Origin of the sequence: Microbulbifer sp. SH-1, from assembly GCF_011326135.1 — a bacterium.
Taxonomy (GTDB): Bacteria; Pseudomonadota; Gammaproteobacteria; order Pseudomonadales; family Cellvibrionaceae; genus Microbulbifer; species Microbulbifer harenosus.
Genome location: NZ_CP046948.1, coordinates 1928688 through 1941296 on the forward strand (window position 1 = coordinate 1928688; position 12609 = coordinate 1941296).

Here is a 12609-nt window from a genome sequence, read left to right on the forward strand (position 1 = left end):
TTAGCTGACATTGTTCCCGGCGGTGCGCGCCAGCCGCCGCACCAGGTTGCGCAATACCGCCGGCTTCACCGGTTTCGGCAGGTAGAACCAGCCGCGCTCGGTGGCGGCACTGCGGATTTCTTCGGACGTATCTGCGCTGACGACAATACCCGGCAGCTCGGTGCGCCAGTGCTCACACAGAGCTTCCAGTGCGTCGATGCCGGTGGCGTCGCGGTCGAGGTGATAGTCCACGATCACCAGCGCCGGTGGATCGCGCAAATCCCAGCGCGCCAGGGCCTCCTGCAGTGAAATCGCGGTCACCACCCGGCATCCCCAACCGGAGAGCAGGCTCTGCATACCCCGCAGAATCTGCCGCTCGTTGTCGATGCACAGTACCGGCACCGCCGACACATTCCCCGCTTCGCTGACCGCGGGCGCCTCCACCGGTGCGGCGCGGGCCTCCCCAACCGGTACGCGAATGCTGAACATGGAACCGCGTCCGGGGACGGATTCGAGTCCCAGCGGATGCCCCAGCAAATCCGCACTGCGCCGCGCAATGGCGAGACCGAGACCGAGCCCCTTGTCGGCGTTGCGCTCGCTGCTGCCAAGGCGCACAAACTCGTCAAAAACCCGCTCGCGCGCACTGCGGTCGATACCCGGGCCGGTATCCCACACCTGAATTTCCAGCTCGGGGTTGCCGTCGCTGTCAATGCGCCGGCGCATCCCCAACAACACGCGACCGCGAGCGGTATAGTGCAACGCATTGCTGAGAAAATTCTGCAGTATCCGCCGCAACAGGTGGCGGTCGCTCACCACCCAGGCGTTGCTGGGTACGTAGTGCAGGGCCAGGCCGCGCTCACTGGCGAGCGCGGAAAATTCCGCATTGAGCCCATCGAGCAGCTGGCGCAGCGGGAAGTGCTCCCGCTTCGGCTTCAGGTTGCCCGCATCCAGACGGCTGATTTCCCGCAGCGCGCCGATCAGCTGTTCGGCGGAGGTAAGCGCGCTGTCGATATAGTGGATATCGTCCCCCATTTCCCGCCAGCTGCCGGCAGCGGCCTTGTTCTGCAGCGAGGCGATGAACAGGCGCGCGGCATTGATCGGTTGCAGCAGATCGTGGCTCGTGTGGGCAAGAAAGCGGGTCTTGGCGGCGTGCAACTCGCGGATTTTCATTTCCGCTTCGCTGCGGCGGCGGTTCTCCTCCTGCAGCGCGCGGTTACTGTCTGAAAGTTCCGCGGTGCGCTGCTGTACCCGGTCTTCCAGGCTGCGGCGGGTTTCCTCCAGGGCATCCACCGCCGCGCGGTACTCGCTGATGTCGGTAAACGTAGTGACAAAACCGCCACCGGGCATGGGGGTTCCACGCACTTCGACGATGGCGCCGCTGGGCAGGCGGCGTTCAAAGCGGTGGGCGCTACCGTGGCGCAGCAGATCCAGGCGCCGCTGCACATGCGCCTCCAGCGCCTCGGCGTCGTCGGTGTCGCCATAGAGGCCGCGCTCCGCATTGTGCCGGTAGAGTGATGCCACCGGGCAACCTATGTAGAGCAACCGTTCGGGATAGTTGAACAGCTCCAGATACTGGCGGTTCCAGGCCACCAGCCTGAGTTCCGCATCCACCACGCTGATCCCCTGGCTGATGGTTTCCACCGTCGTCTGCAGCAGCTCCTGGCTGAAACGCAGACGTTGGGAGGTGCTGTCCACCAGCCGCGCGATGTCCTCAAGCTTCAGCGGACGGTTGCTGTGCAGCAGGCCCATCACCTGATGCGCGGCGGCGGAGCCGACGATGCCGGCGAGTATGTGCTCGGCGTCGGCAATCACGAAGCGCGAGGCAGCGTCGTCCGGCAACAGGCGCTGCTGGCTGCGGCGTTCGAAGTCACTCCAGATTTCCTCCAGCCGCGCAGCGCCCACAAACGGCTGCAGCAAACTGCGCACCTGCCCCATGCGGATGCCGGTGGGCACCAGATCCGGTGCCGGCGCAGCGCCCTGTTCCGGCGTTACGAAAGCCAAAGCCTGGCGCCGGTCCTGCGACGCCTGGCGGCTGATGCGGGATACCCCCACCAACAGTGCCAGATTGCCGAGCAGACTCCAGAAAACGCCGTGGCTCAGCGGGTCCAATGCGGCGAGACCAAACAATTGTTGTGGGCGCAGGAAGTCCAGCCCAAACAACCCGCGCTGCAGCAGCTCCGCCTCCGGGTATACGGCGGGCAGTACCAGGCAGAAAAGCCACAGGCCATAACCGGCGATCAGACCCGCCCACACACCGCGCCGGTGCGCGCCGCGCCAGTAGAGTGCGGCGATCAGGGCCGGCGCCAGTTGCGCGGCGGCGGCAAACGACAGCAGACCGATGGACGCGAGCGCCTCGGTGCCGGAAATCGCCCGGTGCATACCCCAGCTCATCAGCATCAGCAGCAGGATGCTGAGCCGTCGGATCAGCCGCAGGTGATTGCCAAGGGACACCGCGGTGAGACGGCTGTAACGGCTCAGGAACAGCCACACCGGAGCGACCAGCTCATTCGACACCATCACCGCAAGGGTCAACACCGCGACGATCACCATCCCGGTGGCGGCGGAGAATCCGCCGATATAGGCAAGTACGGCGAGTGTGTCGTGCCCGCCCTGCAATGGCAGGGTAAGCACCAGGCTATCCGGCTCGCTCAGACCCGCCGCCACCAGAGGTTGGCCGGCGAGCGAGATGGGCAGAATCAGTACCGAGAACAGTACCAGGTAAGCCGGCAGCAACCAGCGCGCGGTAGCCAGATCTTGCGGGTTGCGGTATTCCACCACCGCCATATGGAACTGGCGCGGCAGACAGATGATCGCTGCCATGGCCAGCAGCGTCTGAGTGACAAAATTGATGTCCGGTGCCCGCCATTGCAACCGCGGCTGCCATTGCAGACTGTCCACCGCCAACCCACTGCCACCGGTTACCAGCAGCCACAGTGCGAGCATCGCCACCGCGGCGAACGCAAACAGCTTCACCAGGGACTCCAGCGCGATGGCTGCCACCACCCCCACATTGCGCTCGCGCCCCTCCAGGTGGCGGGTACCGAACAGAATGGCAAACAGGCCCATGAGCAGCGCGGTCGCGAGCGCGGTATCGAGATTGACGAAACGGTCGGTCTCATTCGCGCCGCCAACCACCTCCCAGCCCATGGTTACTGCGCGCAATTGCAGTGCGATATACGGCAGGCTGCCAACGATGGCGAGCAGAGTTACCAGCGCGGACAGGCCGCGGCTTTTGCCATAGCGCGAGCCGATGAAATCGGCAATGGAGGTGACCTTCTGCCGCTCGCCCACCTGCACCAGCTTGCGCAGGAAACCGCCGGCAAACAGAAACAGCAGGATTGGCCCAAGATAGATCGGCAGGTAACTCCAGGTATCGCTGACCGACTGCCCGACGGCACCGAAAAACGTCCAAGAGCTGCAATACACCGCCAGTGTCAGGCCGTAAATGACCGGGCGAAAATGCGCCATCCACTGCTTGTGCCTGCCGGCGCGCCACGCCACCACAAACAGCAGTAGTACATACAGCAGGGCAAAAAGCAGCAACAGGGATTTTCCAATCATGAATTCCTCGCGCACCGGGTTCTGTATCCGTGTATACCCGATGGCAGGGACATTGCGCAATTAGCGAATCGTTGAAGGTTCCGGAAGGCCAATACCGCATTTTGCGCCAGCCGTTTGACACTCACCGGCCGTGAACTAGGCTCATAACGGGAAGTAAATCCTTCGACCACCACCCAACGGGAAACGCGCCATGATCATCGCCACTGATATGCCCGAAGTCAGCCGCTGCGCCGCTATTGAGTGCGCATACAATACCGACTCTGCCTGCCATGCCCGCGCCATCACCATTGGCGAAGGCGAAGATCCGGACTGTGACACCTTTTTCAGCAACAACCGCCACACCAGTCGCGACCGCATCGCCGGCGTCGGCGCCTGCAAGGTGACCAACTGCGATCACAATGTGGATTTTGAGTGCAGTGCGGATCACATAGAACTGGGCTATAGCGGTGACTCGGTGAATTGCCTGACCTACACGCACTGATCGGGTATTCCCGCAATAGGACACCGAAATAGAAAGGCCAGCAGAGATTTCCCTGCTGGCCTTTTTTCATTTGCTGCCGCGAAATGGCGGCAGCAGCTGGCAGTTACTCTTCCAGCGGTGGGTAGGCGTTCTCCACCAGAACCTGGAAGGCTTCCGGGAACCAGCGGCCCGCGTGCGGCGCATTGTCCAGGGCACCGGTGCCGACGGAACTGTCATAGCGGTTCTGGGCATACGGATCGCACATGGGGTCATGCTGCTTCGCCGGGTCGTTGGGGTCCGGGGTGAAGTTCGGGTCGCTGACCCCATCAGATTCCCCTTGCGGCTTGACCCACACATAGGCGTCGATCCCCGGAGCCGGTGCCGCCTGCGGACGGAAGCCCACGCCACCGGCCTGGTTGCACCAGTTGCCACGGTGAACCCGGCGGTCGATGCGCGACTCGTTCACGTACGTGTTGAGGTCGGTGCTGGTAGACGGGCCAGTGGGACGCTCAGGACCGCCCCAGCCGTTGCGTCCGGTGTCAATCAGCATACCCAGGGTCTGCGGTGCGCCGCGGGCGACCATGGCTTCGCGCCAGTCCTGGGCGAAGGTCAGCTCTTCCAGGTAATCATTCCATTCGTAGAAGTCCGCGGAACGCACCGGCTGGCCACCCACATTGAGCGTCGGGTCGGGCAGATAGGGCTCCTCCACCGGAGTGTAGTTTGCGGAGTTGGTGACAAAGCCGGCCACGCTGCCCCAGCCCGCATCCGTGGATTCCACCACATCACCTATCAGGTTCACCGCTGGGCCGAAATTGCTGCTCCAGCCGAGCCAGCCGGAGTGGGCGATGTCCAGATAAGAATAGACATTGTCCAGCTGCGACAGTTGATTCAGCGCGTAGCGGATGCCATCGCGATAACCGCCGGGGCCGTTGGCTTCCTGGCACTCGGGCAGGCTGATGTTGGTGATCAGGTTCGGCAGCGAATCGACTTCGATAATGGTGACGATGTTCAGATCCGCGTAGGCGGGGTCTGCGAGAATGGCCACCAGCGGGTCGATGTACTCGGTCTGGTAGCGCTCGAATCCGTTCTCCGCAATCCGCAGTTCACCATTGGAGGCGAGCGCCGCGCAGTCGCGGTTCGGCAGGTTGTACACCACCACCATGAACAGGTCGGCCCCCTGGTTCAGCGCTTCATCCAGGTGGCCCTTCAGGCCGCGGCCATCGGTAAGCGCACCGATGCGGTCCATCCACACCGCGGAGCTGACATTGGCAATGGCGGCGCCGCCCGGCTCGTTCATGGCATTTTCTGCCCAATCCGGGTTGACATACCACTTACTGGAGGCGGCGAAGGGGTTATCGTGACGACCACCACTGCCGCTGGAACTGCCGGAGGAGCTGCCAGAGCTAGAGCTTGAGCTGGAACTTCCACTGGAAGACGAACTCGAGCCCGAGGAACTGGATGACGAACTGGAAGAGCTCGATGAGGAAGAGCTCGATGAAGATGAGCTGGAGGAGGACGAACTCGATGAGGATGAACTGCTGGACGAAGAGCCCCCGGACGAGCCACTGCCACCGCCATCGCCTTCAACCGTCACCGCCACCGGGGCTTGCCCACCGGGAAAGGCGATAAAGCCGATGCTAACCTCGCCACCCGCGGGAATTTCATCGTTGTATCCGGCGGAGGCAACGACATAGGTGTTGCCACTGTGGGACTCGATAACGCCGTTCCACATGTTGTTGATGTCCACCGGCATTTCGAACTCAAGCGTCCAGTTCGTCAGCGGTGCGGTGCCGTCGTTCAGGACCGTAATTTCACCCTGGAAACCGCCACCCCAGTCGTTCACCACTTTCATGCTCGCTTCCGCGGCGAGTGCCTGGATCCCGTAAAACAGGGAACCCAGCGCACAGGCGCACGCAAGTAGCAACTTTTCAGTTGTACGTTGTTTTAAAGACAGATTCATGATCGCTATCCATTGATTTTTCTTATCAGGTAAATGGGCAGTAAAAAGCCGGTGCCGTTGCGGACACCGGCTTGTTCAAGCCGCCGGAATTACTCGGACGTGTTGCTCCACAGGCGATTCAGCAGGTTGGTTTTGCGCTGATCGAACTCGAGCCACTCGCCCCAGCCCGCGGTATTGCTCTGCGGGTCATAAGCATGACCGTACCAGCCACCGGTATCGCCAGACTCAGGGTTGATGGACCAGTAACAGCCCTGGATATTCTCCTCAACCATGTAGTCGACGAAGATATCCTGCCACTGGATGTCGACCACACCGGGGGTGATGTGAGACCAGCGCGCCTGATCGCGCAGGGTAGCCTTGGCCGGCCAATCCATATTGCCGCCAAACTCACCCACGACCACGGCGTATCCCATGTCGCGCAGGTAGCCGAAGTGCTCTTCCCAGCCCAGGCGCAGGTGTTCCGGGTCGAGCACGATGTTGCAATCGGCATCGCCGGCGGCATCGCCTTCAAGCCCTTCACACTCGGGCTGCGATGCTACGTCCATATAACTCGCCTGCACGAATACTGACGGTCCGTACGTGTGCGGAGACCAGACCAGACGGTTTTTCGGTACGTTGGGCGGATTGGCGCCGGCCTCGAACAGGTTTTCACCCCAGTTGGGGTTGGTGGACGGATCGCCATGTGGTACCTGGGTGATGGTCTCCGGGGTGCCATCCTGGTTGTTGGCGGTACCGGAAATGCCCTGCACGAACAGCAGCGTGTTGGGGTTCACTTCGTTGATCGCAACGTAGGCGTCCTCCACCAGACTTTTCCAGTCTTCCCAGGTGTAATCCCAGGGTTCATTGAAAATGTCGATACCGATAATGTTGTCTACGCCCAATTCCTCTTCCAGGCTGGCCAGCTCGCGCAGGTTGTCGAGCCAGATGTCCCGGTTGTATTCCTGCACGCGGGTAACCGAGCTCGGGTTGCCGGTGGCGGCGCAGGAGCTGTCTTCACGGGGGAAGTCGTACATATCGCGGTCGCGATCAACATAAGGCGGACGCGCATCGAGGCGGCCCGCACGCCAACCCACATAGTTGGAACAGGAGTGGATGTCGAGCATCACTTCGATATTGTTCGCATCCGCAGCGATGATGAATTCCTCCATCGCCTGGCGCGCATTCGGCACCAGTACGGATTCGTGGTTTTTCAGCACACTGCCGGTGCCCTGCGGATCGTTCGGGTCCAGGGTCTGCGGAGCCACCGGGAAACGCACCACATTTACGCCCATGGCGGTTATCTCGCTCATGGTCTGCTGGATGGTGCGGCCGGTGCCGGAGTTGCCGTTGGCCCAGAAAGTGTTGCCGATGTACAGCTCCATCGGCGCGCCGCTCGGGTTGCTCTGGTCGTCAGAGGGTTCGTGGCGGCCCTCGAGGCCGAACCAGGAACCGCAATTCATTGGAATGATTTCTCCGTTCTTGGTGATGTTGCCGGATTCATCTACGCGGAAACGACCGGCGCCGGATGAACTGCCACCAGAACTACTGCCAGAGCTGCTGCCGCTGGAGCTGCCGCCGGACGAGGAACTGGAGGAAGAACTGGAGCCGCCGGAAGAACTTGAGGAGGAGCTCGATGAACTGCTCGAAGAGCTGCTGGATGAACTCGAGGAACTGCCACCAGAAGATGAACCGCCACCTTCACCCTCGACGGCCACCACGACCGGAGACTGCCCGCCCGGGAAAGCGACAAAGCCCACGCTTACCTGACCACCTGGTGCGATGGTGTTGTTGTAAGCCGCCGCACCCACCACATACTGGCTGGCACTCTGGGACTGGATCACACCGTTCCAGAGATTGTTGATTTCCACATCCATATTGAAGGAAACAGACCAGTTGGTGAGCGGTGTGTCGCCGTCATTGGTGACCACAATTTCACCCTGGAAGCCGCTGCCCCAGTCATTTGAAATGAGCATTTCCGCTTCCGCGGCCATCAGGGCTGTGGAAGCTGTGCCCAGCCAAAACGCCAGTCCGGCTTTGGCAAAGGCCCGATACATCGGTCGACGCTGAATCTGCGCCGTTGTTATTTTTTCCATCACTTCTCTCCACTCGCTGGGAATCGTTTCAGTATTTGCATTGTTGAAAATCACGATGTGTGGATGCCGTCAGGCGCACGCACCGCAGAGTTTCAAACATGCTTTTTTGTGGTAAAGAACCGCACCGCTCCTGCCTAACGACAGCGACGGCTACTTCCGGCCAGTTCCATACCCGGCTTCCTGCCTTACCCCATTCCTATGCAGCGGGCACCGTCTGCCCGCACTGCTGCGAAAAAATCCATCCTGTGACTGAGTTCGCGATAAATCATCGAGATCCGGTAGCGAGTGAGTACACCCGCCGCTGTATTTCTCCACCCACGGAAATGTCCAAGTGCAATTCATTGGAATCCGACAAGTAGTTCATGTTGCTAATTTCGCCGACATCGCGATCAAGCACCCGATACCGGCTGCCATCCGGCAGGCTGAAAGCGAGACTTTTCCTGTCAGCTTTCGTCAATACCCCATCGCCATCGGTGTCGGTATCCACCAGTTGATACAGAATGCGCACCGTGGTCGCGCCGTAGCCGACGTTGTTGTGAAACAGCGGCCAGTGCCCAGTGACCAGTTGCGAGGCATCATCAAACAACCGGCGCGGCCGGATCCCCTCGCGGATAAAGAATTCGATATTGCGAATTTCACCTGCGCCGCCATCTTCCGTTTCAGTGCGCATTTCGCGCAGCTGCACAGAGACACCGAGAAGATCCACGCTCTTCATTTCCAGCGCACCCGGCTCACCACTGTTTTCTTTGTGTGCGTCGCGCGGATGTTGTGCGGGTCCGGCCCCACGCGATTGATCCGGGTGTGCCGCCCCACCGGCCGAATCGGGAACACCGCGGTCTCGAGGTGCGACAACCGCAAAATCACTGCCGGCGGTGTCACTACCGGAAAAGATTTTCAGTACGCCCAGGAGTGCCAGCGCGATGATCAGCAGGGAAAAAATACTCACCCAGTCCACGCCGCCAGACCTGAAACTCTGCAGGGCTTTCATCGGCGCACCACCAACCGGGAATCCGGTGTTACTGCGTCGAACACCGTCCGCTCACTACCGACATCGAGATCCCGTACCACCAAGGCGTACTGACGCGCGGCCAGTTGGTCTGCCTGCAGATAGGCAATCCGGTTCTCGCCCACAAAAACCGGGGCGCGCGCCGCCACGGTGTTGTCCGTCAGGCGCTGGACTTTGCCATTGAGTTCACTGCGAAATATCTGCATCGCGCCCTGGTAGACTTTTTTCTGCGCGGTTTCATCGAAATAAAAACGGTAATTCACCAGTGCCGCATACAATAATGAGTGTCCGTCTGGCGACCAGCTGAGCGGGCTCTGCACCTGCTGTGATTCGTCCGAAATTCGCGTGCTTTCTCCGCTTTCCAATGACAGCAGATGCAGGCTGCGCGCCGCCTGTCCATCGGGATGAAAAATAAACGCAAGGGTTTTCCCTCCCGGTGACCAGCGCAGGTGATCCACACTGCCGAAGTCCGACACTTCATCATCAACCGCTTGTATCGCATCGCTGTGGTGCAGACGCGGATACTGCTTCAGCACCTGTGGATTCAGTGGCCCAGCCAGGCAATCCGCGTCGCAGTGCAGTTGCAGGATTACTCCCCGCTGTCGGTCGCGCGCGGCCATCGCCACTGCCGAGCCGTCTGGCGCCCAATCGAAATCCAGTATTTCTCCCGCCTCATACAACAACCGCTCGCGCCGCGATGCCAACTCCAGCAGTACCAGCTGCCGGCGCGCACGCACAAAAGCCACCCGCGTTCCATCCGGGCTGAATCGAGGCAACATTTCGTTCTGAGGGGTATCAGTCAGCGCGGTTATCACGCCACGGCCGTCGGTGACATACAGGTCGAAGCTTTCGCTGCGGCGATGAATATCAATGCTCTGGTCTGCCTCGCGGTTAGAGGAAAACACCACAGTTCCCTGCACGGAGACATCCGCGTCGATGTCTCGCCAGCGAATGTTTTCGGTAATTTTTCTCAACGCCTTATCTGCGGATACGCCATAAATATTCGACACGGGCCCCATTACCCGCGCGCTAAAAATCAACTCATCCCCCAGCACCGTGGAGGAAAAAGCTAGTAGCACAGTAAAAATGCCTGCGCCGAACGTGGAAGCAACACCGAGATAGCGGCTTGCCGCCTGCGATGTATCTGTTCTTTTCTGAAACAACGATCTACCCACAGCGATGGAAATCTCACACGGAAAATGTTCATCGGTCTCGATGCACCATCAGTGCGCAGCGACACGTTCTCTTCTGCAACGTGCCTGAAAAGTAAAACAGCCCCGCAAAAAGATGACTTTCGAGCCAAATTTTTGGATTTGCGACACCAAAAACGCAACAGAGTGGCCGGGATGTGAAATAGGACGCAAAAAACAAGATGACGACGTCACGGGGCGGCGCCGGGAAAATTTGTGAAAGCAGAGGGGGGGGGAAGTCAGCAGAAACAAAAATCCCGGCGCGGAGCCGGGATCATGAGCGGGCTAGGACGGCAGCTGGTCAACTGACTTTTTCGCCGTGCGCCTGTTTGTCGGCGTGGTAGGAAGAGCGCACCATCGGGCCACAGGCGGCGTGCTTGAAGCCGATCTGCTCGGCGTAGCGGCGGTACTCTTCAAACTCATCCGGGTGCACGTAGCGTTGCACCGGCAGGTGTTCCTTGCTCGGCTGCAGGTACTGGCCGATGGTGAGCATATCGATATCGTGGGCGCGCATGTCGTCCATCACTTCGAAGATTTCCTCACGGGTCTCGCCGAGGCCGACCATCAGGCCGGACTTGGTGAGTACGTCCGGGCGGCGCTTCTTGTATTCCTGCAGCAGTTTCAACGACCACTTGTAGTTGGCGCCCGGGCGCGATTCGCGGTACAGGCGCGGCACGGTTTCCAGGTTGTGGTTGAACACATCCGGGGCTTCGGCCTCAAGGATGTCCAGGGCAACTTCCATGCGGCCACGGAAATCGGGGGTGAGAATTTCCACCTGCAGATTGGGAGAGAGCTCGCGGGAGCGCTTGATGCAGTCGGCGAAGTGCTGGGCGCCGCCGTCGCGCAGATCGTCGCGGTCCACCGAGGTGATGACCACATAGCGCAGGCTCATGGCGGCAATGGCTTCCGCCAGGTGTTGCGGTTCGTTCGGATCCAGCGGGTTCGGCTTGCCGTGGCCCACGTCGCAGAAGGGGCAGCGGCGGGTGCAGATCTCGCCCATGATCATGAAGGTGGCGGTGCCGCCACTGAAACATTCGCCGAGGTTCGGGCAGCTGGCCTCTTCACACACGGTAGCGAGTTTCTGCGAGCGCAGGATACTCTTGATGCGGTCCACTTCCTGGGACGCCTTGACCGAGGGCACCTTGACGCGAATCCAGTCCGGCTTGCGCAGGGTCTGGTCGCTGGCGATCACTTTCACCGGGATGCGCTCGACCTTGTCGCCATCGCGCAGCTTCTCCCCCTGCTGCAGGCGGCGGGTGCGTTTTACCGGGGTGATTTCCGGTACCGCCATATCCACCGCAGCGCCCTCACTCACGGCGGAGGTGGCGATGATTTCCGGCTTGTCGGCATCGATTCGTTCAGACATTGCTTGTTCCTGATTCGGTGGCAGGCACCAAAAACATAGTTTCGTCGACCGGCTGCCACTGGGCCTCCGGCAGTTGCAGCCGGCGCGCCAGCGCAGCGACAAATGTTTCCGCCACACCCAGCCATTCCGGGGTGGGCTGGATCAGCTCCGCCATCTGCACCATCTGCATGCCGGCGTAGCCGCAGGGGTTGATGCGCAGGAAGGGCGCCAGATCCATGTTGATATTGATTGCGATACCGTGGAAGGAGCAGCCGCGGCGCACTCTGAGGCCAATGGAGGCGATCTTGTTGCCCGCGCGCAGCCCCTCGGTGAGATATACCCCGGGGGCGTCGGCGCGGGGCGCGGCGGCGATGCCGTATGCCGCGAGCATGTCCACGGTCGCATTTTCCAGCGCACTCACCAGGTCGCGCACGCCAATCTTGCCGCGCCTGAGATCCAGCAGCGGATAGACCACCAGCTGGCCGGGGCCGTGGTAGGTCACCTGGCCACCGCGGTCCACCTGCACCACCGGGATATCGCCGGTATCGAGCAGGTGTTCAGCTTTGCCGGCCTGGCCCTGGGTGAATACGGGGGGGTGCTCGACACACCACATCTGGTCTGCGGCGTCGTTGCCGCGGGTATCGGTGTAGCGGGCCATGGCGCGCCATACGGTTTCGTAGTCGCGCCGGCCCAGGTTGCAGATGGCCAGGTTATTAATGGAAGAACTCGGCGCCGACATCACAGTACCATGTGCACGCCCGGGTGGGCCTTCAGCTCTTCGAACAGTGCCTTCAGCTGGGGTTCGCCGGTGGCGACGATGAAGAAGGTCATGGAAGTAAAGCGGCCGTTGCGGCTGGGCGTGTGCTTCAGCCTGCTCTCATCCAGATCCGGCACATGGCGGCGCATGACTTCGAGCACAAATTCGTGCACCTGGCCGTCGCTGTCGCGCACCACTTTGACCATATAGTCTTCACAGGGAAACTCGATTTTCGGGGGCTGCTGCTCTGAATCCTGGGTCATACCATACTCACAGGGC

Annotated in this window: 9 protein-coding genes; 1 reads left to right on the plus strand and 8 read right to left on the minus strand. The window is 60.9% G+C overall.

Features of this window, described 5'->3' with window-relative positions; genetic code table 11:
• Positions 1 to 3540 (minus strand): PAS-domain containing protein, encoded by a 3540-nt coding sequence (locus tag GNX18_RS08315; RefSeq protein ID WP_166216983.1) that lies wholly within the window; start codon positions 3538 to 3540, stop codon positions 1 to 3.
• A 190-nt stretch (positions 3541 to 3730) separates the two neighbouring features.
• Between GNX18_RS08315 and GNX18_RS08320 the strand changes: the two genes are divergently transcribed.
• A complete protein-coding gene (locus GNX18_RS08320) occupies positions 3731 to 4021 on the plus strand; it encodes a DUF1540 domain-containing protein (RefSeq protein WP_205828098.1) in 291 nt (96 codons plus the stop codon).
• A gap of 103 nt (positions 4022 to 4124) precedes the next feature.
• On the opposite strand, the gene GNX18_RS08325 is transcribed toward GNX18_RS08320, so the two are convergent.
• The 7 genes from GNX18_RS08325 to GNX18_RS08355 form a co-directional block, all read right to left on the minus strand.
• Entirely contained in the window at positions 4125 to 5960 is a 1836-nt protein-coding gene (locus GNX18_RS08325; RefSeq protein ID WP_166216985.1) for a glycoside hydrolase family 6 protein, read from the minus strand.
• 89 nt (positions 5961 to 6049) lie between these two features.
• Positions 6050 to 7912 (minus strand): cellulase family glycosylhydrolase, encoded by a 1863-nt coding sequence (locus tag GNX18_RS08330; protein ID WP_240914307.1) that lies wholly within the window; start codon positions 7910 to 7912, stop codon positions 6050 to 6052.
• Positions 7913 to 8297: 385 nt separating this feature from the next.
• On the minus strand, positions 8298 to 9020 hold the full coding sequence (locus GNX18_RS08335) for a hypothetical protein (RefSeq protein WP_166216989.1): 723 nt from the start codon (positions 9018 to 9020) through the stop codon (positions 8298 to 8300).
• Entirely contained in the window at positions 9017 to 10117 is a 1101-nt protein-coding gene (locus GNX18_RS08340; RefSeq protein WP_166216991.1) for a PD40 domain-containing protein, read from the minus strand. The genes GNX18_RS08335 and GNX18_RS08340 overlap by 4 nt, the downstream gene beginning before the upstream one ends.
• A 412-nt stretch (positions 10118 to 10529) precedes the next feature.
• Complete coding sequence (gene lipA / locus GNX18_RS08345) at positions 10530 to 11519, minus strand: lipoyl synthase (RefSeq protein WP_166220492.1); 990 nt, start codon at positions 11517 to 11519, stop codon at positions 10530 to 10532.
• Positions 11520 to 11586: 67 nt separating this feature from the next.
• A complete protein-coding gene (gene lipB / locus GNX18_RS08350; RefSeq protein ID WP_166216993.1) occupies positions 11587 to 12312 on the minus strand; it encodes a lipoyl(octanoyl) transferase LipB in 726 nt (241 codons plus the stop codon).
• A complete protein-coding gene (locus tag GNX18_RS08355) occupies positions 12312 to 12593 on the minus strand; it encodes a YbeD family protein (RefSeq protein ID WP_138234025.1) in 282 nt (93 codons plus the stop codon). The genes lipB and GNX18_RS08355 overlap by 1 nt, the downstream gene beginning before the upstream one ends.
• Positions 12594 to 12609: the final 16 nt, after the last annotated feature.